The sequence below is a fragment of the Bartonella sp. AC535YNZD genome (assembly GCF_042196625.1).
In the GTDB taxonomy this organism is placed as follows: domain Bacteria; phylum Pseudomonadota; class Alphaproteobacteria; order Rhizobiales; family Rhizobiaceae; genus Bartonella.
Genome location: NZ_JBHIQP010000073.1, coordinates 1 through 756, shown reverse-complemented (window position 1 = coordinate 756; position 756 = coordinate 1). Strand labels below are relative to the sequence as shown.

At 45.1% G+C, this 756-nt stretch carries 1 protein-coding gene; it reads left to right on the top strand.

Annotation, left to right across the window (positions count from 1 at the left end; genetic code table 11):
• On the top strand, window positions 1-756 hold a 756-nt coding region (locus tag ACFIM8_RS09235; RefSeq protein WP_375614844.1), incomplete at both ends, for a hypothetical protein.

Sequence of the window (756 nt, the reverse complement as noted above, 5' to 3'; positions counted from 1 at the left end):
ATGGAATGGTTCTCGGCGGAAGGCAGGAGGGGGCTGGTCAATAAACGAAAATTGGTCACACATGATAGAAAAGACTGTCACACAAGCATTTTCGCATAAACCAACTGTTTCGGGGGTAATACAATCTAGTGGCAATCTCATCATTAATGCTGATACCATTGATAACCATTATAGCTCTATAGGAGCGGGGGGAAATGCCGATATCCACGCCAATGTGCTGACCAATTTAGGTGCAACGGCTTATAAAAACACTTATCTTGGTTGTCAGGCTAATACAGACAGTTGTTATGGTTATAAAGCTGATGGAAGCCGCGATGTTTCTTTAGATATAGCCAATGGCAAGGATCGCCAGATTGGTTCAGAAGCTTTGGAGAGCGTTCCTGGTCTTGTCCAAGCGGGTGGCACGTTGAATTTGGTGGTCGATCAACTCAATAACACGGCAGCGGAAGGTTCCATTACAGGGGATGCGCATTTTAAAGCACAAGCAGCTGAACGTAAACCACTGGAGTCCTTAAGTGGTTTAACCGGGGTTGATGCTCTCTTTACACCAAAAGTGGATCTCAATAATGCAGGGGAACTTTCTGAGGGGCTCCCTTTACCAAAGCCCCAATCGGGTGGGGTTGGTGGCACGCTGCCCAATCAAAATTTCATTTATGAAACGCGGGCAGAATTTCTTGATGTCGGCAAGTTTTATGGCTCAGCCTATTATTTGAACAGAATTGGTTACAATCCTGACAGAGAGATTTTTTTCTTAGG